Source organism: Streptomyces sp. BE20, assembly GCF_036322525.1.
Lineage (GTDB): Bacteria > Actinomycetota > Actinomycetes > Streptomycetales > Streptomycetaceae > Kitasatospora.
In genome coordinates this window covers 1-24161 of the sequence record NZ_JAQYWW010001016.1, presented here as the reverse complement: position 1 = coordinate 24161, position 24161 = coordinate 1, and the positions used below count along the sequence as shown (strand labels likewise).

Sequence of the window (24161 nt, the reverse complement as noted above, 5' to 3'; positions counted from 1 at the left end):
GTCCTGGTCCCCAGGTCCCGGTATACGGCCCCGCCGCCGTCTGCGACCATGGTCGGGTGAAAGAGATCCGGCGTGGCACGCTCAGCGAGGAGACGTTCTTCGAGCAGGTCGGCGGCGAACCGACCTTCCGGCGGCTGGTCCACCGGTTCTACCAGGGCGTCGCCGAGGACGAGTTGCTGCGGCCGATGTACCCCGAGGAGGACCTCGGTCCGGCCGAGGAGCGGTTCACGCTGTTCCTGATGCAGTACTGGGGCGGCCCGCGCACCTACAGCGACCAGCGTGGCCACCCGCGGCTGCGGATGCGCCACGTGCCGTTCCGGGTGGACCGCGCGGCGCACGACGCCTGGCTCAAGCACATGCGGGTGGCCGTCGACGAACTCGCCCTGCCTGCCGACGCGGAGCGGCAGCTCTGGGACTACCTCACGTACGCCGCCGCCTCGATGATCAACACCGAGGGCTGACCGCACGGCCGACCCGATGGCCCGACCCGGTGGGCCGACCCGGTGGGCCGGGCCGGGTCCGGCGGACGGCCCGACCCACCTCAGCGGACGGGGCTGAGCCCCAGCCCCGCGCCCGGCGCGGCCGCCGTACGGACCGCCACCGACCCGGCCGGGGCGCTCAGCCTCAGCCAGCCGCCGGCCCGGTGCACGGTGAGCGGGGCGGTCGGGGCCAGGAACCCGATCACGTAGGCCGCGTGGGCGGCGCGCAGCGGCAGTTCGGGCAGCGCCGTGACCGGGCGGGACCAGATCTCGTCGGCCAGCGCGTCCAGCACGGCACGGGTCCGGTGATGATCCGGGACGGCCTCGCTACGCTCCCTGAACTCCCGCACCGCGGCCATCAGTTCGGGATACACCCGGGCCGCAGGCGGTTCGCCGACCGGCCGCCAGCCGGTGCGCGGCGGCAGCAGACCGGCCCAGGCCGGGCCGGTGACCGGCCCGGGCAGGGTGACGGTGCCGGCCTCCGTGTCGACGCCGTCCAGGAGCTGCCCGGCCGAGACGGTCAGGTCGACCGGCCCGCCGAGTTCGACCAGCCGCGCGGTCCGCACCGCCAGCGCGCCCGAACCGCCCAGCGGCAGCCGTCCGAAGACGGCCAGCACGCCGCCGCCGGCCCCGGGCCGCGGCACCCCCTGCAACCGGACCGCCGCCGCCCTGTCGAAACGCAGCAGGCGGACCAGGAAGGCGGCCAGGTCGGCGGCCTCCCCGGTGCCGGCGAGGGCGAGGGGGGCGGTACTGATCAACGCTTCAGCTCACATCCGGTAGCGGGGCGGGGTCCTGCGGTCCGCTCAGACCGCCGCGACGACCGGCTCCTCGTCCATGAAACGCTCCAGGAACCCCCGCTCGACCGGGCTTATCCGGCGGGGCCGGCCCTCGGCCAGGTCGTAGGGGACGACCACGGTCGACGCCCGGACGTAGACCGTCTCGGTGCCGTCCTCGGCGGTGTCCTTGATCTCGTAGCCGACCGTCAGCGAGGCGCCGCCGATCTTGGTGACCCAGGTCTCGACGGTCACCGGCTCGGGCCGGTGGACCAGCGGGCGCTTGTAGTCGATCTCGTGGCGGGCCACCACCGAACCGCCCGCGAACTCCCCCGCACCGGCCGCGGCGGCCTGGGTGAACATGAAGTCGATCCGGGCCTCCTCCAGGTAGCGCAGGAAGACCACGTTGTTGACGTGCCCGAAGGCGTCCATGTCGGACCAGCGCAGCGGACAGGCGTAGATGTGGCGTGCCACGGGTGTTCTCCTCGACGTCCGGTGACCCGGCCGGGCTTCGGTGCCGGTGGGCCGCGGCCCGGCAGGCCGCCCAGGAGGGCGAGTCTGCCGGGCCGTTGTGACGGTTGGGTGTCAGCCTCGGGTCAGCTTCTTGTACGTGGCCCGGTGCGGACGGGCCGCGTCCGCACCCAGCCGCTCGATCTTGTTCTTCTCGTACGAGTCGAAGTTGCCCTCGAACCAGAACCACTTGCTCTCGCCCTCGTAGGCGAGGATGTGGGTGGCGACCCGGTCCAGGAACCAGCGGTCGTGCGAGATGACCACGGCGCAGCCGGGGAACTCCAGCAGCGCGTTCTCCAGCGAGGAGAGGGTCTCGACGTCGAGGTCGTTGGTCGGCTCGTCGAGGAGCAGCAGGTTGCCGCCCTGCTTCAGGGTGAGCGCCAGGTTGAGGCGGTTGCGCTCACCGCCGGAGAGCACGCCCGCCGGCTTCTGCTGGTCCGGGCCCTTGAAGCCGAACGCCGAGACGTAGGCGCGGGACGGCATCTCGACCTGACCGACGTTGATCCAGTCCAGGCCGTCGGAGACGACCTCCCAGAGCGTCTTCTTCGGGTCGATGTTGGCGCGGCTCTGGTCGACGTAGCTGATCTTGACCGTGTCGCCGACCTTGACCGTGCCGCTGTCCGGGGTCTCCATGTCCTGGAGCATCTTGAACAGGGTGGTCTTGCCGGCGCCGTTCGGGCCGATGATGCCGACGATGCCGTTGCGCGGCAGGGTGAAGCTGAGGCCGTCGATCAGGACCTTCTCACCGAAGGACTTGTTGAGGTTCTCCACCTCGATGACGACGCTGCCCAGACGCGGGCCCGGCGGGATCTGGATCTCCTCGAAGTCCAGCTTCCGCATCTTGTCGGCCTCGGCCGCCATCTCCTCGTAGCGGGCCAGACGCGCCTTGGACTTCGCCTGACGGCCCTTGGCGTTGGAGCGGACCCACTCCAGCTCCTCCTTGAGCCGCTTGGCGCGCTTGGCGTCCTTCTGGCCCTCGACCTTGAGGCGGGACTGCTTGGACTCCAGGTAGGTGGAGTAGTTGCCCTCGTAGCCGATGGCGCGACCGCGGTCGAGCTCCAGGATCCAGCCGGCCACGTTGTCCAGGAAGTACCGGTCGTGGGTGACCGCGACGACGGTGCCCGCGTACTTGGCCAGGTGCTGCTCCAGCCAGTTCACCGACTCGGCGTCCAGGTGGTTGGTGGGCTCGTCGAGGAGCAGCAGGTCGGGGGCCTCCAGCAGCAGCTTGCAGAGCGCGACACGGCGCTTCTCGCCACCGGAGAGCTTGGTGACCGCCCAGTCGCCGGGCGGGCAGCCCAGCGCGTCCATGGCCTGCTCCAGCTGGGCTTCGAGGTCCCAGGCGTTGGCGTGGTCCAGGTCCTCCTGGAGCTTGCCCATCTCGTCCAGCAGCGCGTCCGAGTAGTCGGTCGCCATCAGCTCGGCGATCTCGTTGAAGCGGTTGAGCTTCCCCTTGATCTCCTTGACGCCGTCCTCGACGTTCTCCAGGACGGTCTTGGTCTCGTCGAGCGGCGGCTCCTGGAGCAGCATGCCGACGGTGTACCCGGGCGAGATGAAGGCGTCGCCGTTGGAGGGGTGCTCCAGGCCGGCCATCATCTTCAGCACGGTGGACTTGCCCGCGCCGTTGGGGCCCACGACGCCGATCTTCGCCCCGGGGAGGAAGCTGAGCGTCACGTCGTCAAGGATGACCTTGTCGCCGTGCGCCTTGCGCACCTTGCGCATCGTGTAGATGTATTCCGCCACGTGAGATCGCTCCGGCGTCGTCGGGAGTATTCGGCTTGCAGCGTTCCATTGTGCCGCACCGGCCGGGAGCCCAGAACCGCGCACCGTGCCCCCGGGGGGTATGCGGACGGCCCGCCGTGCACGCGATCCCCGCCGCCGGGGCCCCCGGACGCGGACCGGCCCGGCCCCCCGCACACGTGGTGCGGGGGGCCGGGCCGGGTGTCAGCTCCTCGGCGCCTCGGGCGGAGGAGCCCCAGGTAGAGGCGCCTCGGGTAGCAGAGGCGCTTCAGGTGGAGGTGCTTCAGGCGGCGGTGCCACCGTGGCGGCCACGACGGCGCAGCAGGAAGACCGCGGCACCGCCGGCCACGACCAGACCGCCGGCGACGGCGGCGATGATCGGGGTGGCGTCGCTACCGCCGGTCGCGGCCAGGCCACCGGTGGTGCCGGGGGCCGAGCTGGTGACCGCCGGGGCGGGCTGGGCGGCCGTGGTGCTGACGGTCGCCGACGGGGTGGGGGTGGCGCTCTTGGTCGCCGACGGGGTGGTGCTCGGGGCCGGGGTGGTCGGCGCCGGGGTCGACGGCTTGGCCGTCGGGGTGGGGGTCGGCGTGGTCACGCTGACCGTCTTGCAGTCCAGGATGCCCTTGAAGTTCTTGGTGAAGCCGTTCGGGCCGGTGACGGTGATGTCGTAGGCGGTGTCCTCGGCGACCGGGACGACGACGGTCTCGATCTTGCCCGGCTGGACGGTGAGGTCCTTGCCCGGCTTCACCGAGACGGTGGCCGCCTCGTCGCCGCCGTTGGCGACCGACACCTTGACGCCGTTGGCGACGCACTCGACCACGGCGGTGCTGTCGATCAGCGCACCCTTGGCGGCCTTCCAGGTCGCCTTGGCGGAGTCCTTGACGCTGAGCTTGGTGGAGCCCGCCAGGATCATGGTCTGGCTGTGCTTCTCCGGGGTGTAGCCCTTGCTGAGGAAGACGCGGCCGCTGGGGACCACGGTCTCGGCGGCGGCGTTGACCGTGGCCGTGCCGTCCGGGGTGTCGGCCGGGACGTCCAGCCACAGCTGGGTGTCCTTGGCGACCGGGCCGGCCAGGTCGGCGACCGGCTTGCCGTCCTTGTCGACCAGCTTGACCTTGTCGGCGGCGTCGCCGGCGAGCGCCAGCTTCACCTCGTTGGCGCTGGAGTTGACGGTGAACGGGCCGAGCTTGGTGCCGGGCTTGCCCGACACCGAGTCCGGGGTGAGGCTCAGCGACGGCTTGGGCTCCGCGGCTATGCCCTTGTTCTTCTCGCTGACCAGGTAGTCGCGGAGCTGCTTGGCCTCGGCGTCGACCGGGGTGGCGTTCTTGCCGTCGGAGAACTTCCAGATCGCGGCCTGGGTGCCGGCGGCGGCGTCCTCCTTGGTGAGCTCGCCCTTGACGCCCGCGTCGGCGGCCAGCTTCTTGAGGTCCGTCACCTGCGGGTAGGAGTTCTCCAGGATCCAGCGGATCTTGGAGGCGTCCTGAGCCTTCTCCGGGCGGCCGAGCGAGCTCGACTTCCAGTCGGACTCGCGGTACTCGATGGCCTTGGTGATGTCGACCGGGTGGTCGATGTCGATGCAGTACGTCTTGATCTCACCGTCGGCCGTCTTGAGGGTGAACAGCCCGCCCTGGATCGAGTGGCCGCCCTCGATGGCGATCTCCTCGCTCATCATGGTCGGCTGGACCACTGCCGTGACACCGTCTCCCGGCGCGTCGGCCGCAGCCGCCGCACCGGCTGCGAACAGGCTTCCGCCCAGCGCAACGCTGGTCGTGAGCATGACAGTGGTGATGCGCGGAAGACTCCGCCCATGCCTCTGGAACATCTGGGATCCCTCCGGGCCGGGCCTTGCCGATGGCAGCCCGCCTTGCTTGCCGCGCCCCCTGTGGCGCTGCTTCACGATGTGAACCAGACGAATCCTATTGAGCCCCAGGGGCCCGGAAACCCCCATGCGAAATTAGGACGATTCCGTATCTGTATCGTTATCAACACTCCCAGTATCCACACAAGCTGACGCCCTGCCAGAAAGTCTGGATCTTTCTCTTAACCGGAACGGGATTGCATGGGTGGTCCCAACAACCTTCTCGATCAACATATTTGTCGACAGTCAAGGCGCTCGCCCGCCGCCCCGCCCGCCGCCGGTGGACACCCCTGATTCCCTCGCACGACACCTGCGCGACGCCCAACACCGCCGCCATCAAGCCCCTCCCCGCCCGTAGGGCGCCCACGATCCGCCCCGGCGCGGCCTCCCCGCGACGAGTCCGAGCCCACGCTCCGCAGCCCCGGCACCACCCGCGGGCCCGCCCGGAACGCCCCTCCCCCGCGCGAACGTCACCGCCCCGCAGCTCGGATCGTGTCCGCCCGACCGTTCGGCGATCTCGCCTCCGGCCCACCGGCCGCCTCCGCCGCCCACTCCCGCCCCCTCAGCCTCCCGCCCACCACCGCCGGGTCACCCTTCGTCAGCGCGCCGGACGGACGCCCCGCCGAGGCCCGCCGGTACCCACCCGCACAGGCCGGCGCCCGCCTCGGACCGCGCCGCCACCCGCGACACCCCGCCGTCCACCCGGAGCTCTCCGGCCGGGTCGGGCCGCCGCCCGGTCGGCGCCGGTCGGACGTGCGCGGTCGCACTCCGCCGGACGCCCGGATGCGACCGGCCGCCGCCGCGGCATTCCCGATCATCGTCATGACGGTCTCGTACACAGCCACGCTCCGCTCTCCCGGTTGCACCGTACGGAATCGACCGGTGCGCGTTGAGAGTGCGCTTCTCGGGGAAATCCGTACCAGGGGGATCGGAAATCCTGTGGACAACTCGGGGCTGTGGAAAACCACTGTCACTCTCAGGGGTGAATTTCAGCCTTTGTGTGACCATCAGGCCCCCGATCTGCGGGTCCATGACAACAATCGCCCCGGATCGCCGCCCGACCCCGGACACCCCCACGGGCGGCCCGCCGACCGTCCGCGCACGTCATCCGACCGAACGAACCCGAATGCGGCCCCCCACCCACGCCGGGGCCGGCCTCGACCGCGGCGCTTTCTCCGTGCCGAATCCATAACGGGTGGGGAGACAGCCCCGTAACGACTGCACAACGTCCGGCGCGGAACACCGTCAGACCGCTGCACTCACGGTCTTCACCTGCGATTATCGGACCGCTCCACCGAGGCCGACACACCAACGGCGGTGTCGTTACGCCCGACCGAGGATCGAGACACCCTTATCCTGTCCCGACAGGGCAAGGGCCCGCCAACCCCCACACCCCACCCTCAGGCACGGGGCACGGACAACGGGCGCCACGCGCCCGCCGCCCGGTCCCGGCAACGGTCACGCCCATCAGGGTGCCGCCCGTCCCGCCCCCATAGCTCAGCGGATAGAGCACCCGCCTTCTAAGCGGTAGGTCGCAGGTTCGAATCCTGCTGGGGGCGCCACACTGTTTTTCCCGCAGGCCACCGCAGGCGCCGGACCCGTCATCGCGCCCCCCGTCGCCGTGAATCCCGGGTACCCACCGCGCATATGCCGTGACCATCCGTGTCATGACCGCGGACAAAAACACGGCGAAAAGGGGATACCCCGAACTACACCCGGCGGAATGCCCGTTTCGGGCCTTACGCCGCGGCCGGACATCACCGCCCGACCGCCGATCAGCCCCGACGAACGGCCCCGACGACCCCGCCCGCACCGCCCGCACCGCCCGCACCGCCCGCCGCACCCGCACCCGCACCCGCACCGCCCGCGGTGGCGGCACCCGCCGCCGCCGAGGCCGCCAGGCCCACCAGATAGGCGTCCAGCAGCGCCACCTGCCGCTCCGGCGGGAACTCCGCCGGAGCGAACAGCGCCTGCACCACCAGGCCCAGCGCGAAGGCCTGGGCCCCGGCCGCGAGCTGCGCCGCCGGCGCCTCCGCCGACAGCTCCCCGAGCCGCTGCGCGGCCTCGACGTGCTCCGTCATCGCCGCACGGGCCCGCCCGTACCGCGCCGCGTGCGCGTCGGCCAGGTCCGGATCGGCCAGCGCGACGTCCCAGGAACCGACCCAGATCCGGTTGCCGGCCACCGCGGCCGGGTCCAGCGGCAGGATGTCCAGCAGCGCCGCCCGCAGCCGGGCCAGCCCCTCGGGGGGCGGCGGGCTGCCGTCGGCCGGCGCGGCACGCCTCGGCCGCGCGCCCGAGCGCCGCTCCAGGACGTCGAGCGCGTGCGCGACCAGGGCCTTCTTGCTCGGGAAGTAGTGGGTCAGCAGCCCGGTGCTGGCCCCCATCTCGGCGGCCACCGCCCGCAGCGTCAGCCCTTCGAAGCCGCGGGTGGACAGCACCCCCCACACCGCCTGCGAGACCTCGGTGCGGCGGGCTTCATGATCTCCACGGGCCGGCGTCATGGGGCTATCTTACGTACCAAACGTTTGTTATGTATGGACGAAGCACGATCACCCGTACGAACGACCCGGACCGACCGCGTCCGCCCGACGCGCCACGAAAGGCCAGCCCATGTTCGCCCTTCCCCTCGCCGAGAACGCCGTGCTCCGCCCGCTGGAGCCGTGGCAGGCCCCCGAGTACCTGGCCCACATCGAGCGCGGCCGGGCGCACATCGACCGGTGGATCGGCTGGGCCGCCCTGGCCACCGACCTCGAGTCGGCCCGCGCCGTCCTGCAGCGCTACGCCGACCGGCAGGCCGCCGACTCCGCCCGGCTCTTCGGGATCTGGCTGGACGGCACGCTGGTCGGCGGCGTGATGTTCGTGCAGTGGGACACCAAGACCGGCACCTGCGAGATCGGCGTCTGGACCGAACCCGCCGCCGAGGGCCGGGGCCTGATCGGCACCGCCGTCCGGCTCCTGATCGACTACGCCTTCACCACCCGGGGCATGCACCGGATCGAGTGGCACAACCGGCCCGACAACGTCCGCAGCCGGGCGGTCGCCCAGCGGCTGGGCTTCACGCTGGAGGGCGTCATGCGGGAGAGCTACCTGCACCGGGGCGTCCACCACGACGGCGAGGTCTGGTCGATGCTCACCCACGAGTGGAAGCCCGCGGGCGGCCCGGCCGGGGCGCCGGAGGCTGCCGGGGCGTAGGGAGTTTCGGGGGCTTCGGGGACACCCGGGGTTTCGGGGACGCCCTGACCGCGCCGTCGGTCCGGGACCCCCGGCCCGGTGGGTGCACCCGTCGGGCCTGCGGCCCCGGACCGCACCGCGGCATCCGGTCCTGAGAGAGTGGCCGCACCCGTCCACCCTCCCGGAGGTGCCCATGGCCGCCAGGCCGCTGCTGACGCGGGACCGCACCCCGCTGCCCACCCACGTCGACGGCCTCAACGCCCACCTCGGCGAGGACGGCCTGGCGGTCCTGGAGTTCGACCGCCCGCACCGGCGCAACGCCGTCACCCTGGAGATCTGGCAGGCCCTGCCGAAGGTGCTGCTGCGCCTGGCCGAACAGCCGGGCCTGCGCGCCCTGCTGGTGACCGGCGCGGGCGGCACCTTCAGCGCCGGTGCCGACATCGACGAACTCGCCGGGGTCTACGGCGACCCGGACCTCGCCGACGAGTACCACGCGATCAACGTCGCCGCCGAGGAGGCGCTGGCCGCCTTCCCGCACCCGACGATCGCCGTGGTCCACGGCGCCTGCGTGGGAGGCGGCTGCCAGCTCGCGGTCGCCTGCGACCTGAGGTTCGTCGCCGAGGACGCGCGGCTCGGCATCACGCCGGCCAAGCTCGGCGTGGTCTACCCGGCGGTGCCCACGCTGCGGCTGGCCCGGCTGGTCGGACCGTCCCGCGCCAAGTACCTGCTGTTCTCCGGCGAGCTGCTGCCCGCCCCGGACGCCGCCGCGTTCGGCCTGGCCGACCGGGTCCTCCCGGCCGCCGAACTGGACGCCGCCGCGCTGGACTTCGCCCGCCTGCTGACCACCCGTTCGCCGCAGACCATCGGCGCCGTCAAGGCCGCCCTGGCCGTCGCCCCGGAGCAGGCGGCGGCGGCCCTCGCGCCCTGGGAACGCCGTTCCCGCGAGTCGCCCGACGTCCGGGAGGGGCTCGCGGCCTTCCTTGAGCGCCGGCCGCCCCGGTTCTGAGCCCCGCCGCACCTCGGTCCGCCGCCCTCGCGGCGTCACCGTGCCGCCGTGCCGCCGGACCGCCGCGCCGCCGTCGATATGATCATCCGACCGTTCCGCCGCCGAGTCCGTCCTGGAGCCCCACCGCGATGACCGAGCCCACGCCCGTGACGATCCGGGCCCGGCAGATCACCGACGGCCTGGAGCCGAAGAACGTGATCATCTGCCTGCTCCTCCTGCTCGGCGGGGTGCGGTACGGCTGGAGCGGGCTCGGCTGGGCGGCGTTCGCGGCGCTCTTCGCAGCCGTGATCCCGACCCTGTTCATCCGGCACGGCATCCGCAGGGGCACCCTTGAGGACCGGCACGTCGGCCAGCGGCAGCGGCGGCTGACGGTCCTCCCGTTCGTCATGGGCTCGGTCGCGACGGCCTTCGGCGTGATGCTCGGCCTGGACGCGCCGGCCGACCTCACCGCGATCGTGCTGGCGATGTTCGCCTCGCTGGTCCCGATCCTGGTGATCACCGTCTGGTGGAAGGTCTCGGTGCACACCGCCGTGGCGAGCGGCGCGACGGTGTGCCTGGCGATCGCGCTCGGGCCCTGGTGGCTGCTGCTCTACCCGCTGGTCGCGGCGATCGGCTGGTCCCGGGTGGTGCTGCGGGACCACACCACCGCGCAGACCGTCGTCGGCGCGGTGGTGGGCGCGCTGTCCGCCGGGCTCGCCTTCTGGGCCGCCCGCTGAGGTCCGCCCCACCGGGCACCGCGGACCCCGCAGGCACAGCGGACCCCGCGGACCGGCGGACCCCGCGGACCCCGCCGCTCAGCGGATCGGAAGTCCGGAGACCGCCCGGGCGATCACCAGGCGCTGGATCTCACTGGTCCCCTCGAAGATCGAGTAGATCGCGCTGTCCCGGTGCATCCGCTCGACCGGGTACTCCCGGGTGAAGCCGTTGCCGCCGAGGATCTGCATCGCCTGCGCGGTGACCCACTTGGCGGTCTCACCCGCGTACAGCTTGGACATCGAGCCCTCGGCCGAGGTGAACGGCAGGTTGTTCGCGGCCATCCAGGAGGCCCGCCAGACCAGCAGCCGGGAGGCGTCGATCCGGGTCTTCATGTCGGCCAGCTGGAAGGCCACCCCCTGGTTGTCGATGATCGGACGGCCGAACTGCACCCGGGTCTTCGCGTAGTCGAGAGCCACCTCGTACGCGGCCCGGGCGATGCCGATCGCCTGTGCGCCGACGGCCGGGCGGGAGGCCTCGAAGGTGGCCATCGCCGCGTTCCGCCCGCCCTTGCGGACGCCCTCCCGGGCCCGGGCGAGGCGCTCGTCCAGCTTCTCCCGGCCGCCGAGCAGGCAGTGCCCGGGCACCCGGACGGCGTCCAGCACCACCTCCGCGGTGTGCGAGGCCCGGATGCCGTGCTTCTTGAACTTCTGGCCCTGACTCAGCCCGGGGGTGCCCGGCGGCACCACGAAGGAGGCCTGCCCGCGCGCGCCGAGCGCCGGGTCGACGGTGGCCACCACCACGTGGACGGCGGCGATCCCGCCGTTGGTCGCCCAGGTCTTCGTGCCGTCGAGCACCCACTCGTCGGTGGCCTCGTCGTACACGGCCCGGGTGCGCAGCGCGGAGACGTCGGAGCCGGCGTCCGGCTCGGAGGAGCAGAACGCGGCCACCTTGACGTCGTCCGGGGTGCCGAACATCTGCGGCGCCCAGGTGCCGATCTGCTCGTCGGTGCCGTTGGCGAGCACGGCGACGGCGGCCAGTGTGGTGCCGACGATGGAGAGGCCGATGCCGGCGTCTCCCCAGAACAGTTCCTCCATGGCGATCGGTATGCCCACGCCGGAGGGATCGAAGTACTGCTGGGCGTAGAAGTCGAGCGAGTAGATGCCGAGCTTGGCGGCCTCCTGGATGATCGGCCAGGGGGTCTCCTCGCGCTCGTCCCACGCGGCGGCGGCGGGCCGCATCACGTCGGCGGCGAAGCCGTGCAGCCAGTCGCGTACGGCGAGCTGGTCCTCGCCCGGGTCCAGCGAGAAGGTGCTCATGGGTGCGTGCCTCCGGAGAAGGGTGCGGCCGACCGGGGTGTTACCTCGGGTAACATCGTCGGAGTCTGCTACTGCTTGGTAACCGGTGTCAACGCCCTAGCGAAGGAACAGCGCATGTCCCCAGAGCCCCGCCGGGAGCAGTTGCTCAACGCCGCCGACCGGGTCGTCCAGCGCGACGGGCCCGGCGCCAGCATGAACGCGATCGCCGCCGAGGCGGGCATCACCAAACCGATCCTCTACCGCCACTTCGGCGACCGGAACGGCCTGATCAGGGCGCTGACCGAGCGGCACACCGGCGGGCTGCTGGCCGCCGTCCGCGCCGCGCTCGCCGAACCGCTGGAGCGGCGCGACCGGGTCGAACACGTGCTGGACACCTACCTGGCCGGGATCGAGTCCCGCCCGCAGGTGTACCGGCTGCTCACCCACCCCGAGCCGGGCGACCCGAGCGGAGCCGGGAACGCGCTCGCGCCGGCGCTGCGCCAGATCGCCGAGGAGATCACCCGGGCCGTCGCGGGCCAGGTCGACCTCGGCGCCGACCGCGAACTCCTCGCCGAGGCCTGGGGGCGGGGCATCACCGGCATGGTGCTGGCGGCCGGGGACTGGTGGCTGGAGTCCAAGCCCTGCTCCCGGGCCCGGATGGTCCAGGCGCTCGCCGACCTGCTCTGGGGCCGGCTGGCCGCCGCGGCCGACCTGCCGACCGCCCTGTCCACCGGCTCGGCGGCGCCGGAGCCGACAGCCGGCTGAGGCCCCGCCTCCGCCCCGCCTCCGCCACACCCCGCCGGCCCGGCGCCGACTCCCCACCGCACCCTTGTGCCGGACGTGCCGGCCCCGGCATCATCGGGCCCCACCCTCCCCCGCTCCGGAGGTCCCGATGCGCCTGCGCCGCACCGCCGTTGCCCTCCTCCTCGCCGCCACCACCGCCGGCACCGCGCTGTCCGCCCCACCCGCCGCGGCCCGGCCACCGCACCGTCAGGCGGCGTTCCCCACCGCCGCCGTCACCGGCCCGGACGGCCGCACCGACCCGGTCGACGCCGACGGCCGCCGGCTCCGGCTGCGCGGCTTCAACCTCGACAAGTACGCCGAGGCCACCGAGCAGGACGTCGAGTCCCTCGCCGCCCAGGGCTTCACGCTGATCCGGGTGGCCGTCTCGTGGACCAGACTGGAGCCCCGCCGCGGCCGGCCGGACCAGGCCGAGCTGGGCCGCCTGCACCGGCTCCTCGACTGGGCCGACCGGTACGGCGTGCTCGCCCTGGTCGACTTCCACCAGGACGTCTACGGACCGAAGTTCGGCGGCGGCGACCGCGGCATCCCGCTCTGGGCGACCCGCGACGACGGCCTGCCCTTCGAGGCCGACCCCGACGACTGGTTCGCCGGCTACTTCCAGCCCGCCGTCCAGGCCGCCTTCCGCCACCTCTACGACGACCCCGACCTCCGCGCCTGGCAGGCCGACTTCTACACCCGGCTGGCCCGCGAACTCCGCGGCCACCGCTCGCTCCTGGGCTACGACCTGTTCAACGAACCGTTCGGCCCGGTGGACGGCGACCCGACCGACCCCGCGGCGCTCGCCGCCGCCTCCGCCGCGCTGGAGCAGGGCCGGCTCGCCGACATGTACCGCCGGCTGATCGCCGCCGTGCGCCGGGTCGACCGGCGCGCCTGGCTGTTCGTCGAACCGACCGTCCTGGTCGGCCAGGGCGTGCCGACCCGGTTGCCGGGCTTCACCGACCCCCGCACCGGCGCCCCCCGGCTCGGCTACGCGCCGCACTTCTACGACACCGCCGTCGAGTCCGGCGCCGACTGGGACCCGGCCGGCGGCTTCGTGGAGGACTACACCGCCGCGATCGCCGCGTACCCGGCCGCGCACCGGCTGCCGGTGCTGGTCGGCGAGTGGGGGCCGCCCGACGCCCGCAGGCCCGGGAACGCCCTGCTGGTCCGCCGCCAGGTCGACGCCATGGACGGCTTCGCCGCCGGCTGGGCGATGTGGTACTGGTGCCGGGGCGACGGCGGCTACTGCGCCCTCGATCCGGCCGGGCGGCCGGCCCCTGGCCACGGACCGGCCTTCGGCCCCTACCCGGCCGCGGTGGCCGGGACGGCCGCGCGCACCACCGCGGACGGCGCCGCGCACACCGTCCGGTGGGCCGCCGACGGCACCGGCCACGCCACCGAACTCGTCCTGCCCGCCGCCGCGTTCCCGGCCGGCGTGCGGATCACCGTGCGACCGGCCGGCGCACTGGTCGCGCTCGACCAGCCCACCGGGGAGCGGGCCGGCACCGCCCGGATCCGCCTCCCGGGCGCCCGGCCGGGCACCGCGGTCACCGTCACCCTCGAAGGGCGCTGACGCCCGGCGGCGGGTCCGCCGCCGGGCAGCGCCCCCGGTGGCGTTCCTAGGCCAGCCCGCGCCGCGCCAGCAGCGGGCCGGTCTCCGGGTCGCGCCCGACCACCGCGCGGAACGAGGCCAGCGCGTCCCGGCCGTCCCCGCGCGCGAGCAGCTCCCGGCGGAACACCTCGCCGCTCTCCCGCACGCTCCGGCCGTTCCCCTCGAACCACTCCACGGTGTCGGCGTCCAGCACCTCCGACCAGATGTACGCGTAGTAGCCCGCGCTGTAGCCGCCGGCGAAGATGTGCGCGAAGTAGTTGGTCCGGTAGCGGGGCGGCACCGCGGCCACCGCCAGCCCGGCCTCGGCCAGCGCCGCCGCCTCGAACTCCTCCGCGTCGGCCACCTCCTGGCCCTCCGGCAGGGTGTGCCAGGCCCAGTCCAGCAGCGCCGCCGCCAGGTACTCGACGGTCCGGAACCCCTGTCCGAAGGACTCGGCCGCCCCGATCCGCTCGACCAGCTCGGCCGGCAGCGGCTCGCCCGTCTCGTGGTGCTTCGCGTAGTTGGCCAGCACCTCCGGCCGGACCATCCACATCTCGTTCACCTGCGAGGGGAACTCCACGAAGTCCCGCGGCACGGCCGTCCCCGCGAAGTACGGGTACCGCACGTCCGAGAAGAGCCCGTGCAGGGCGTGCCCGAACTCGTGGAACAGCGTGCGGACCTCGTCCCAGGAGAGCAGCACCGGCTCCCCGGGCGCGGGCTTGGCCACGTTCAGGTTGTTGTACACCACCGGCCGCCGGCCCAGCAGGTGCGACTGGGTGACCAGTTCGTCCATCCAGGCGCCGCCGCGCTTGGACTCCCGGGCGTGGAAGTCGCCGAGGAAGAGGCCCAGCGGGGCCCCGTCCTCCTCGAACACCTCGAAGACCCGGACGTCCGGGTGGTACGCGACGAGGTCCGGCCGCTCGGTGAAGGTCACCCCGTAGGCCAGGTTCGCGGCGAAGAAGACGCCGTCCCGGAGCACCCGCTCCAGCTCGAAGTACGGGCGCAGCGCCCCCGCGTCCACCTGGTACGAGGCCTGCCGCACCTGCTCCGCGTAGTAGGCCCAGTCGTGCGCGGCGATCTCCTCGATGCCGTCGGCGGCGGCCAGCTTGCCCAGCTCGGCCGCCTCCCGGCGGGCGTTGGCGACCGCCGGCGGCACCAGCCGGGCCAGCAGCGCGTCCACCGCACCGACCGAACCGGCCGTCTCGTCCGCCACCACGTACGCGGCGTGGGTGTCGAAGCCCAGCAGGCGGGCGCGTTCGGCGCGCAGCGCGGCCATCCGGATCGCGAGCGGGCCGTTGGTGTCCACCGCGCGGCCGAGCGAGGCGGCGAGCAGGCGCTCGCGCACCGAGCGGTCGGTGAGGGAGGAGAGTTCGGTCTGGTTGGAGAAGTTCTTCAGGCTGAGCACGTACGTGCCGTCCAGGCCGAGCGCGCGGCCGTTCTCCGCCGCCGCGGCGACCGCGTCCGGCGAGAGGCCGGCCAGCTGATCGGCGGAGTCCAGCACCAGCGCCCGGGCCTTGGAGTCCGCCGACACGTTCTGGCGGAACGCCGAGGCGCCGACGGCCAGTTCGGCGTTGAGCTCGCGGAGCCGGTCCTGCTGCTCGGCGCCGAGCCGGGCGCCGGCCCGGACGAAGGCGGTGTGCCGGCGCTCCAGCAGGCGCAGCGACTCCTCGTCCAGTCCGAGCGCGTGGCGGCGCCCGTGCAGTTCCTCGATCCGGGCGAACAGCGCGGCGTCCAGGTGGACGGCGTCCCGGTGCGCGGCCAGCCGCGGGCTGATCTCGGCGTCGATCCGGTCCACCTCGGGGGTGGTGTCGGCGGAGGAGTGGTTGTCGAAGACCCCGCGGACCCGGCGCAGCAGCGCCCCCGAGCGCTCCAGCGCGATCAGGGTGTTGTCGAAGGTCGGCGACTCCGGGTCTGCGGTGATCGCGGCGATCTCGGCGAGCTGTTCGGCCATCCCGCGCTCGAAGGCGGGCAGGTAGTGGTCCGGCCGGATCTCGGCGAACGGCGGCAGTTCGTAGGCCAGCGTGCTCGGCCTGAAGAACGGGTTCTCGGTCATTCCGCCGACCCTACGCGGTGTCATCGGCCCTGCCTACGTCCCCGCCCGCCCGCCGGGCGCACCGCTCCCGCCGTGCGCCCGGACCCCCGGGGCCGGCCCGCGCAAGCACCTCCCGGACCCGCCGCTCCCCTCCTCCGTGGCCCCCGGACGATCCCGCGGCCGGCCGCGGGATCGTCCGGGGGCCACGCCCGGGAACCGGCCCCGGACCGCCTCGCTCCGGTTGTCACACCCACCCGCTACCGTCGAGTTCCGCCCGCCGTACGCCCCTCGTACAGCACCCGTCCCGACGAAAGGAGCCCCCCGTGACGCCCCGGATCGCCCTCGTCCCCGACCCGCACGGCCGCGGCGGCCGGCTCCAGCCGCTCGACGACGCGGGTACCCCGCTCGGCCCGCCCGTCCCCGCGCCCGACCTCGCCGCCGCCGTCGCCGCACGGGAGGCCGCCGACCACCCGCGCTGGGTCTGGGCCGCCACCGACTCCGGCTACGCGCCGCTGCTCCCACAGCTGCCCGACCGGCTCGCCCGCTGTCACGACCTGCGGCTGGTCGAGGCCCTGCTGCTGGCCCACGAGGGCCGGTTCGGCGCGCCGCGCTCGCTCGGCGCCGCCTGGGCCCGGCTCCTCGGCCGGCCCGTCCCCGCCGACCTGCCCGAGCCCGGCTCCGCCGAGGCCGGCGACGGCCAGGACACCCTGTTCGCCCCGGACCGGCTGCAACTGCCGCCCGGCGCCGACCCGCTGGCCGCCGTGGTCGCCGTGCACGCCGAGCAGCAGCGCCGGCTCGCCGCGATCGCCGATCCGGTCGCACGGGCCCGGTTCCGCCTGCTGATCGCCGCGGAGTCGGCCGGCGCCCTGGTCGCCGCCGAGATGGCGCACGACGGTCTGCCCTGGCGCGCCGACGTCCACGACCGGCTGCTCACCGAACTGCTCGGCCCCCGCCCCGCCGTGCCCGGCAGCCGGCCGAGGCTCCTCGCCGAGCTGGCCGCCGAACTGCAGCAGGCGCTCGGCGGCCGCCCGTTCAACCCCGACTCGCACAGCCAGGTGCTGCGTGCCTTCGCCGACGCCGGGATCCAGCTCGGCTCCACCCGGTCCTGGGAGCTGAAGGCCGTGGACCACCCCGCCGCGAGCCTGCTGGTCCGCTACAAGGAGCTCTCCCGGATCCACGCCGCGCACGGCTGGGCCTGGCAGGACGCCTGGGCGCGCGGCGGCCGGTTCCGCCCCGAGTACGTGGTCGGCGGCGTGGTCTCCGGCCGCTGGGCGAGCCGGGGCGGCGGCGCGCTGCAGATCCCGCGCATCCTGCGCCGCGCCGTGGTCGCCGACCCGGGCTGGCTGCTGGTCGTCGCCGACGCCGCACAGCTGGAGCCGCGCGTCCTGGCCGCCCTCTCCCAGGACGCCGGGCTGGCCCGCACCGCGGCCGGCGGCGACCTGTACGAGGCGCTCGCCGCCAACGCCTTCCAGGGCGACCGCGAGAAGGCCAAGCTGGGCCTGCTCGGCGCCATGTACGGCCAGACCAGCGGCGACATCGGCCCGCTGCTCGCCACGCTGCACCACCGCTACCCGGCCGCGATGGGCTACGTCGAGGCGGCCGCCCGCACCGGCGAGGACGGCGGCGTGGTCGCCTCCCGGCTGGGCCGGCCCTGCCCGCCGCCCTCGGCGGACTTCCTCGACCTGACCGAGGCGCCGGAGACGGCGGGCGACGCCGGCGGGCGCTCGGCCCGCGCCCGGGGCCGGTTCACCCGCAACTTCGTCATCCAGGCCAGCGCCGCCGACTGGGCCCTCGCCCTGCTGGCCGCGCTGCGCCGCCGTCTCCACGCCCTGCCGGTCGCCGGTCCGGGCGACCGGCCGCACCTGGTCTTCTTCCAACACGACGAGGTGGTGGTGCACACCCCGGCCAACCTGGCCGACGAGGTGGCCGCCGCCGTCGGCGAGGCCGCGGAGGAGGCACGGCGGCTGGTCTTCGGGGAGACGCCGGTGCGGTTCCCGCTCACCACCGCGGTGGTCGAGTGCTACGCCGACGCGAAGTAGCCCGGGGCGGGCAGGGCGACCGGGCCCGGGGCGGGCGTCAGAGCTTGCGGAAGCCGCGGGCCTCCTCGGCCGCCGCGACGACCTCGGACAGCGCGGCGCCGGTCGAGGCGGTCACCGCGGCGGAGACCGCGCCCTCCACGAACGGCGCGTCGACCAGGACGACGCCGGGTCGCGGGTCGTCCTCCAGCACGGTCACGGCGGTCAGCACCGAGCTCCCGAGATCGGGCAGCACCACCACGCCGGCCCCGGCGTCCGCCTCGGCGACGGCCCGGGCGATCAGGTCGTAGCTGGTGCCGAGCCCGCCCGTCTCGGTGCCGGCCGCCACCACCACCCGCACCGTGTCCGAGGCGAGTTCCCCCAGCAGTTCCTTCAGCCCGGCGGCCAGCCGCGCGCTGTGCGAGACCAGGACGATGCCCACGTAGTCGCTCATGGCCCGACCCTACGGCGCTGCTCCACCCGGGTGAGCCGGACCGGCCGTTCCCCCGCGTGTCGGAATCCGTGCCCGCACCACCCGCCTGGCGTAGCGTCGGGTCAGCACCGTCTACCGAGGGGAGCGCAACGCCGTGAAGAAGCTCATCAACTCCGCGGAGACCGTCCTGGAGGACGCGCTGACCGGATTCGCGGCCGCGCACCCGGAGCTGACGGTGGACGTGGCCAACCGGGTGATCACCCGCGCCGCGCGGCCGGGCACGTCCAAGGTCGCCCTGGTCTCCGGCGGCGGCTCCGGCCACGAACCCCTGCACGGCGGTTTCGTCGGCCCCGGCATGCTGGACGCGGCCTGCCCGGGCGAGATCTTCACCTCCCCCGTCCCCGACCAGGTGCTGGCCGCCGCCCGGACGGTGGACTCCGGCGCGGGCGTGGTCCTCGTGGTGAAGAACTACACCGGCGACGTGATGAACTTCGAGCTCGCCGCCGAGCTGGCCGCCGAGGAGGGCCTGGAGGTCCGCACCGTGCTGGTCGACGACGACGTCGCGGTCGAGGACTCGACCTGGACGGCCGGCCGCCGCGGCACCGGCGCGACGGTGCTGGTCGAGAAGATCGCCGGCGCGCTGGCCGAGCGCGGTGCCACGCTGGACGAGGTGGCCTCCCTGGGCGGCCGGGTGAACGCGGCCTCCCGCTCGTTCGCGATCGCGCTGACCGCGGCGACCGTCCCGGCGGCGGGCAAGCCCGGTTTCGACCTGCCGGAGGACGAGATCGAGGTCGGCGTGGGCATCCACGGCGAGCCGGGCCGCCGCCGGGAGAAGCTCCGCCCGGCCCGCGAGCTGGCCGCCGAGGTGGTGGAGACGATCCTCGCCGACCGCCACCTGACCGCCGGGGACGAGGTGATCGCCCTCGTCAACGGCCTGGGCGGGACGCCGCTGCTGGAGCTGTACATCGTCTTCGGCGAGGTGGTCGCCAGGCTGGCCGAGCACGGCATCACGGTGGCGCGCAGCCTGGTCGGCAACTACGTGACCAGCCTGGACATGGCGGGATTCTCGGTCACCCTGACCAAGGCCGACGAGGAACTGCTGGATCTGTGGGACGCCCCGGTGGACACCCCGGCCCTGAAGCGCGCCTGACCCGCGGCACGGGGGAAGGAAGAGGAGGAATGCCCGGCATGGAATTCGACACCCCGCTCGCCGAGGCGTGGATCCGCGCGATCGCGGCCTCGGTCGAGGAGGAGCAGGGTCGGCTCACCGAGCTTGACTCCGCGATCGGTGACGGCGACCACGGCAGCAATCTGCAGCGTGGCTTCGCCGCCGTGCTGCCCGCCCTGGACGGCCTGGAGCCGGCCGGGCCCGGCGCGGTGCTGACCAGGACCGGCACCACGCTGATCTCGAAGGTCGGCGGCGCCTCCGGCCCGCTGTACGGCAAGGCGTTCCGGGCGGTCGGGGCCGCGCTGCCCGGGCCCGGCGGAGGCTCGGTCGACGCGGCGGCGCTCGGCGAGGCCCTGGCCGCCGGCCTGCGCGCGGTGCGGGACCTCGGCAAGGCCGAGCCCGGCGACAAGACCATCGTCGACGCCTGGACGCCCGCGCTGGCCGCCTACCGGGACGCGGTGGCCGGCGGCGCCGGTCTGCCGGAGGCCGCCGCGGCGGCGGCCGAGGGGGCGGAGCGGGGAGCCCTGGGCACCGTGCCGCTCCAGGCCCGCAAGGGTCGCGCCTCCTACCTGGGCCCGCGCAGCGTCGGCCACCAGGACCCGGGTGCCACCTCCACCGCGCTGGTCTTCCGGGCGCTGGCCGAGGCTGCCTCGCGCGCCGGCTAGGACGGCCGGCGACGAACCACGGGCGACGAACGGCGGGCGGCAGGACGGCGGGCGGCAGGACGGCGGGCGGCAGGACCGGCCTACCCGCCGTCCGTCCGGGTGATCAGGAGCAGCAGCGCGTCGTCCCGCAGCTCCCCGCCGGTGTGCTCCAGCAGGTCGGCGTAGACCCGGCCGACCGCCGCCTCCAGCTCCGCCGAGGAGCGGGCCGCGCCCCGGACCAGCGGGCCGACCCGCTCCGCCAGCGGGTAGAACTCGCCGTTGCGACGATGCCTGGCCTCGATCACGCCGTCGCTGCAGAGCACCAGCACGTCCTCGGTGCCGAACGGCTGCCCCCAGCTGGCGGGCTCACCGGTGGCGAGCCGGCCGAGGCCGAGCGGCACCCACGGGTCGGGCGCGTCCAGGACGTGCGCCCCGCCGTCCGCGTCCACCCGGATCGGCGGGACGTGACCGTACTGGAGCAGTTCCACCACCCCGGGCGTGCGGAACTCGGCGAACAGCGCGGTGGTGAACTCACCGTCCGGCACGTGCCGGTCGACGCTCGCCTCGACCCGGGCCGCCACGCCGCGCAGCCCGGTCTCGTCGTACGCGGCCTCGCGGAAGGCGCCGAGCACGACGGCGGCGGTCTGCACCGCCCCGAGTCCCTTGCCCCGGACGTCGCCGACGGCGACCCGGGTCCCGTGCGGGGTCTCCAGCACCGAGTACAGATCACCGCCGATCCCCGAGGCGTCGGCGGCGGAGACGTACCGGACGGCGAGGTGCAGCGGTCCGACGACCGGACCGGGCAGCCGGAGCAGCGCCCGCTGGGCGGCTTCGGCGACGGAGCTGACGGCCGCGAACGCCGCCGCCCGGTTCATGCGGATCTTGGCGACCAGGGCGGAGAAGAGGGTGAGGAGCAGGTAGCTGATCATCGCGCCCCAGAGGAAGCGGGCGTCGTTGAGGGTGTCGACCTCGTCGTAGTGGCTGAGGCCGAAGACGGCGAGCAGACCGAGGAGGCAGACGGCGAGCAGTTCGAGCGGGCGCAGGGTGAGGGCGGCGATGCTGGGCACGACCGTCATCAGCGGGGCGAGGTAGCGGTCCCGGCCGGAGATCAGGTCGGTGAGCCCGACCAGCAGGATCGCGATCAGCGCGGGCGAGGCGCGGCGCCAGAACGGGATGTCCTGGAGGTCGACCGCCAGCAGGACGCCGCGTCGTCGGGCCCAGGACAGCCCGCTGCCCGTCGGGACGGAGGGCGACTGGGCTCGGCGGTACGGAGACACATATCGAACATAACGGACGATCAACAACCCCACCTGCGCACCCCGGCCCGGCGGGCCCCGGCTAGCCCGACCGCACCCCTCCCACTCGTCCAAAAGGTACCAAAGAGTCCGATTTGTCATACAGTGCGACGAAAGCGGCTCACGCAAGGGAGGCCTCCACCGGTGTCCGGATACCGCCACACCCCCCGCACCTCCGCACCCCCCGCCCGCTCGGCGGCCCGCCCCGCCCAGTGGCCCAGGATCTTCCTGGTCGGAGCGCTGCTCTGGATCGCCACCGTCGCCGTCACCTTCCTCACGGGCAACAGCAACCTGGTGCCGACCGTCGTCCTGCTCGGCAGCTTCCTCGTCCCCGCCACCGTGGCGGTCTGGGCGTACGAGCGGTACGCCGCCGACCTCGGCGCCGACCGGATCTTCGCCTGCTTCGGGATCGGCGGCGTCATCGGCGTGCTCGGCGCCTCCGTCCTGGAGACGTACCTGCTCTCCCCGTCGGTCTGGATGTACGTCGGCGTCGGCCTGATCGAGGAGGCGGTCAAACTCGGCGCCCTGATCATGGTCAGCCGACGGCTGCGGGTCAGCGGCCTGCGCTACGGCCTGGTCCTGGGCGCCACCGTCGGCGCCGGCTTCGCCGCCTTCGAGAGCGCCGGCTACGCGTTCAACGCGGTGCTCAGCATCCAGGGACTCTCCCTCAGGAACCTGGTGGAGACGGAGATCCTGCGCGGCGTCCTGGCGCCCGTCGGCCACATCCTCTGGACCGCGATCCTCGGCGGGGTGCTCTTCCGCGAGCGGCGCGCCGGGCGCTTCCGCTTCACCACCCCCGTCGCGCTCACCTACCTGGGCGTCGCACTGCTGCACGCGCTCTGGGACTCGATGAGCGGCATCGCGGTCTGGCTGGTCGCGAAGACCACCGCGGCCGACTGGCAGCGCGCCCTGTTCGACCTCGGCCACATCCCCGCCCCGACCGGCGAGCAGGCCCACCTCTACACCCTCTACGACACCGCCGGCCTGGTCGCGGTCTCGCTCGGCGGGCTGCTCTGGCTGCGGCTGCTGGTCCGCGGCGAGCGACCCAGCCCGATCCCCGCCCAGTACCCGGCCGCCCCGACCAGGGGCTGACCCGACGGGCCGGCCACGGCCGCGCACGCCGGCGGCGCCCCGACGACGCCACGGTTCGAACACCCGGGCCCACGGCACTCGAATCCGCCCACGTCGCGGCGCGGATTCGGGCACAGCGTGCCCGGACGCCTACGCTCTGCTCTCGGACCGCACTCCGGGAAGATCCCGAATGCGATCCACACCACATTATCCGTATCCCTACGGAATACCCCCTGTGGGTATGGTGTCATCAGAAGCAGGACCCGGGCGTACGCTCGCGGCCGTAACGAACCTTTCGGAGGCCCCGAATGTCCAGCACCATCACCTACTCCGTGACCGGCATGAGCTGCGGCCACTGTGAGAACTCGGTCAGCAAGGAGCTCTCGACCCTGGCCGGCGTGACCGACGTGTCCGCCGACGCCAAGGCCGGCACGGTCACCGTCTCCGCGGCCTCCCCGCTGGACGACGAGCTGGTACGCGCCGCCGTCGACGAGGCCGGTTACGAACTGGTCGGCCGGTCCGTCTGAGCCCCCGCCGCGCGGCGGGCGACCCCCGCTCCCCCGCCGCGCCCCTCCCCAAGGAGCTGATCAGCACATGAGCACCTCCACCTCGGGCTCCGCATCCCCGGACGCGGCCACCGCCATAGCCGGTCAGGACGGCCCGGCAGACGTCCGGGAGCGCGTCGAACTGTCGATCGGCGGCATGACCTGCGCCGCCTGCGCGGCCCGGATCGAGAAGAAGCTCAACCGGATGGACGGCGTCGAGGCCACCGTCAACTACGCCACCGAGAAGGCGCGGGTCGACTACGCGCCCGGAGTGACCGTGGCCGACCTCATCGCCACCGTCGAGAACACGGGCTACACCGCCGAGCTCCCCCCGCCGCCGGTGGCCGCCCCCGCCACCCCGACCACCGGGACCGGGGCGTCCGCGGCCGGCGCACCGCCCCCGGCCGATCCCCTGCTCGACCGGCTGCTGATCAGCGCCGTGCTCACCGTGCCGGTGGCCATGCTGTCGATGATCCCGTCGCTCCAGTTCACCAACTGGCAGTGGCTGGCGTTCGCCCTCACCGGCCCGGTGGTGGTGTACGGCGGACTGCCGTTCCACCGCGCCGCCTGGACGAACCTCAAGCACGGCGCGGCGAGCATGGACACCCTGGTCTCGCTCGGCACCCTGGCCGCCTTCGGCTGGTCGTTCTGGGCCCTGTTCTGGGGCGACGCGGGCATGGCCGGGATGCGGCACGAGTTCTCGTTCTCGGTCGGCGACGCCGACGCCTCCTCCATGCTCTACCTGGAGACGGCCGCCGCCGTCACCGTGCTGATCCTGTTCGGCCGCTACCTGGAGGCCCGCTCCAAGCGCCGCGCCGGAGCCGCCCTGCACGCGCTGCTGGACCTCGGCGCCAAGGACGTGACCGTCCTCCAGTCGGGCCGCGAGGTCCGCCTGCCGGTGACGCAGCTCGCCGTCGGCATGCGCTTCGTGGTCCGCCCGGGCGAGAAGATCGCCACCGACGGGGTGGTGGTCGAGGGCGCCTCCGCCGTGGACGCCTCGATGCTGACCGGCGAGTCGGTTCCGGTCGAGGTCGCGGTCGGCGACGCCGTCACCGGCGCCAC

General features: G+C 73.8%; 21 protein-coding genes and 1 tRNA gene. 13 read left to right on the top strand and 9 right to left on the bottom strand.

Annotated features, from left to right (window positions below; all coding sequences use genetic code 11):
* Positions 1–56 precede the first annotated feature (56 nt).
* A complete protein-coding gene (locus PUR61_RS26755; protein WP_329881972.1) occupies positions 57–461 on the top strand; it encodes a globin in 405 nt (134 codons plus the stop codon).
* Positions 462–541: 80 nt separating this feature from the next.
* On the opposite strand, the gene PUR61_RS26750 is transcribed toward PUR61_RS26755, so the two are convergent.
* The 4 genes from PUR61_RS26750 to PUR61_RS26735 form a co-directional block, all read right to left on the bottom strand.
* Positions 542–1237 carry a hypothetical protein gene (locus PUR61_RS26750; RefSeq protein WP_329881971.1) on the bottom strand — a complete coding sequence of 232 codons (696 nt, stop codon included), beginning with the start codon at positions 1235–1237 and terminating at the stop codon, positions 542–544.
* Positions 1238–1282: 45 nt separating this feature from the next.
* Complete coding sequence (locus PUR61_RS26745; RefSeq protein ID WP_329881970.1) at positions 1283–1726, bottom strand: acyl-CoA thioesterase; 444 nt, start codon at positions 1724–1726, stop codon at positions 1283–1285.
* Positions 1727–1837: 111 nt separating this feature from the next.
* Positions 1838–3502, bottom strand: coding sequence for an energy-dependent translational throttle protein EttA (gene ettA / locus PUR61_RS26740; protein ID WP_329881969.1), 1665 nt, complete (start codon positions 3500–3502; stop codon positions 1838–1840).
* Positions 3503–3782: 280 nt separating this feature from the next.
* A complete protein-coding gene (locus PUR61_RS26735) occupies positions 3783–5273 on the bottom strand; it encodes a Cys-Gln thioester bond-forming surface protein (protein WP_329881968.1) in 1491 nt (496 codons plus the stop codon).
* A gap of 1567 nt (positions 5274–6840) precedes the next feature.
* On the opposite strand from PUR61_RS26735, the gene PUR61_RS26730 reads away from it, so the two are divergent.
* Positions 6841–6916 (top strand) — tRNA-Arg (locus tag PUR61_RS26730).
* Positions 6917–7129: 213 nt separating this feature from the next.
* Here PUR61_RS26730 and PUR61_RS26725 read toward each other — a convergent pair.
* On the bottom strand, positions 7130–7855 hold the full coding sequence (locus PUR61_RS26725; RefSeq protein ID WP_329881967.1) for a TetR/AcrR family transcriptional regulator: 726 nt from the start codon (positions 7853–7855) through the stop codon (positions 7130–7132).
* A 109-nt stretch (positions 7856–7964) separates the two neighbouring features.
* Between PUR61_RS26725 and PUR61_RS26720 the strand changes: the two genes are divergently transcribed.
* The 3 genes from PUR61_RS26720 (at position 7965) to PUR61_RS26710 (ending at position 10247) form a co-directional block, all read left to right on the top strand.
* Positions 7965–8546 (top strand): GNAT family N-acetyltransferase, encoded by a 582-nt coding sequence (locus tag PUR61_RS26720; protein WP_329881966.1) that lies wholly within the window; start codon positions 7965–7967, stop codon positions 8544–8546.
* A gap of 172 nt (positions 8547–8718) precedes the next feature.
* Positions 8719–9531, top strand: coding sequence for an enoyl-CoA hydratase/isomerase family protein (locus PUR61_RS26715; RefSeq protein WP_329881965.1), 813 nt, complete (start codon positions 8719–8721; stop codon positions 9529–9531).
* A 128-nt stretch (positions 9532–9659) separates the two neighbouring features.
* Entirely contained in the window at positions 9660–10247 is a 588-nt protein-coding gene (locus PUR61_RS26710; RefSeq protein WP_329881964.1) for a hypothetical protein, read from the top strand.
* A gap of 78 nt (positions 10248–10325) precedes the next feature.
* Here PUR61_RS26710 and PUR61_RS26705 read toward each other — a convergent pair whose 3' ends face one another.
* Entirely contained in the window at positions 10326–11543 is a 1218-nt protein-coding gene (locus PUR61_RS26705) for an acyl-CoA dehydrogenase family protein (protein ID WP_329881963.1), read from the bottom strand.
* A 114-nt stretch (positions 11544–11657) separates the two neighbouring features.
* Here PUR61_RS26705 and PUR61_RS26700 point away from each other — a divergent pair, with 114 nt between their 5' ends.
* Both PUR61_RS26700 and PUR61_RS26695 read left to right on the top strand, forming a co-directional pair.
* On the top strand, positions 11658–12287 hold the full coding sequence (locus PUR61_RS26700; protein WP_329881962.1) for a TetR family transcriptional regulator: 630 nt from the start codon (positions 11658–11660) through the stop codon (positions 12285–12287).
* A 127-nt stretch (positions 12288–12414) separates the two neighbouring features.
* Complete coding sequence (locus tag PUR61_RS26695; protein WP_329881961.1) at positions 12415–13878, top strand: cellulase family glycosylhydrolase; 1464 nt, start codon at positions 12415–12417, stop codon at positions 13876–13878.
* Between the two features lie 46 nt (positions 13879–13924).
* On the opposite strand, the gene PUR61_RS26690 is transcribed toward PUR61_RS26695, so the two are convergent.
* Positions 13925–15949: a M3 family metallopeptidase gene (locus tag PUR61_RS26690; protein WP_329881960.1), complete on the bottom strand. Its 2025-nt coding sequence runs from the start codon at positions 15947–15949 to the stop codon at positions 13925–13927.
* Between the two features lie 302 nt (positions 15950–16251).
* Here PUR61_RS26690 and PUR61_RS26685 point away from each other — a divergent pair, with 302 nt between their 5' ends.
* Complete coding sequence (locus tag PUR61_RS26685) at positions 16252–17967, top strand: bifunctional 3'-5' exonuclease/DNA polymerase (RefSeq protein ID WP_329881959.1); 1716 nt, start codon at positions 16252–16254, stop codon at positions 17965–17967.
* A 37-nt stretch (positions 17968–18004) separates the two neighbouring features.
* On the opposite strand, the gene dhaM is transcribed toward PUR61_RS26685, so the two are convergent.
* Positions 18005–18397: a dihydroxyacetone kinase phosphoryl donor subunit DhaM gene (gene dhaM / locus PUR61_RS26680; protein ID WP_329881958.1), complete on the bottom strand. Its 393-nt coding sequence runs from the start codon at positions 18395–18397 to the stop codon at positions 18005–18007.
* A 133-nt stretch (positions 18398–18530) separates the two neighbouring features.
* Between dhaM and dhaK the strand changes: the two genes are divergently transcribed.
* Together dhaK and dhaL are read left to right on the top strand one after the other, a co-directional pair.
* Positions 18531–19526, top strand: coding sequence for a dihydroxyacetone kinase subunit DhaK (gene dhaK / locus PUR61_RS26675; RefSeq protein ID WP_329881957.1), 996 nt, complete (start codon positions 18531–18533; stop codon positions 19524–19526).
* Positions 19527–19555: 29 nt separating this feature from the next.
* Positions 19556–20209: a dihydroxyacetone kinase subunit DhaL gene (dhaL, locus tag PUR61_RS26670; RefSeq protein WP_329881956.1), complete on the top strand. Its 654-nt coding sequence runs from the start codon at positions 19556–19558 to the stop codon at positions 20207–20209.
* A gap of 80 nt (positions 20210–20289) precedes the next feature.
* Here dhaL and PUR61_RS26665 read toward each other — a convergent pair whose 3' ends face one another.
* A complete protein-coding gene (locus PUR61_RS26665; RefSeq protein WP_329881955.1) occupies positions 20290–21465 on the bottom strand; it encodes a PP2C family protein-serine/threonine phosphatase in 1176 nt (391 codons plus the stop codon).
* Between the two features lie 162 nt (positions 21466–21627).
* On the opposite strand from PUR61_RS26665, the gene PUR61_RS26660 reads away from it, so the two are divergent.
* From PUR61_RS26660 to PUR61_RS26650, 3 genes are all read left to right on the top strand, one after another.
* Positions 21628–22575, top strand: coding sequence for a PrsW family intramembrane metalloprotease (locus PUR61_RS26660; protein WP_329881954.1), 948 nt, complete (start codon positions 21628–21630; stop codon positions 22573–22575).
* Positions 22576–22862: 287 nt separating this feature from the next.
* Entirely contained in the window at positions 22863–23081 is a 219-nt protein-coding gene (locus PUR61_RS26655) for a heavy-metal-associated domain-containing protein (protein WP_329881953.1), read from the top strand.
* Positions 23082–23148: 67 nt separating this feature from the next.
* A partial coding sequence (locus PUR61_RS26650) for a heavy metal translocating P-type ATPase (protein WP_329881952.1) occupies positions 23149–24161 on the top strand: 1013 nt, incomplete at its 3' end.